Consider the following 313-nt stretch of genomic DNA (forward strand, 5'->3'; position numbering starts at 1 on the left):
ACAGACCCTCAATACCAGTCCACTGCTATCACTCTTTTACTCACTCGCATGGGCTGGATTCCAAAATATCTTAACATCTCCTTCATCCCTGACCACGTGTAACTTTTCCGACCACTTCGCCGGTTTAACCAGATATACAGACTGTTGAGTATGTGACCGTAGATCCGCCCCACACTCAGGCTGTTATCCGGTAACGCAAAGTAGTTCCTGAATCCGGCAATCTTGCATTTTAGTTGTGGCATCCAGTGATCCAGTCGCCGATGGCGATTGTCTTTAATCCACGCATAAAACGTTTGCAAGGCCATCTTATGTT

At 46.6% G+C, this 313-nt stretch carries 1 protein-coding gene; it reads right to left on the reverse strand.

Annotation, left to right across the window (positions count from 1 at the left end; translation table 11 throughout):
• Positions 1–8: 8 nt before the first annotated feature.
• Positions 9–313: hypothetical protein (locus JW499_RS21990; RefSeq protein WP_205212550.1), on the reverse strand; the 305-nt coding region annotated here is incomplete at its 5' end.

Origin of the sequence: Amphritea pacifica (assembly GCF_016924145.1) — a bacterium.
Taxonomy (GTDB): domain Bacteria; phylum Pseudomonadota; class Gammaproteobacteria; order Pseudomonadales; family Balneatricaceae; genus Amphritea; species Amphritea pacifica.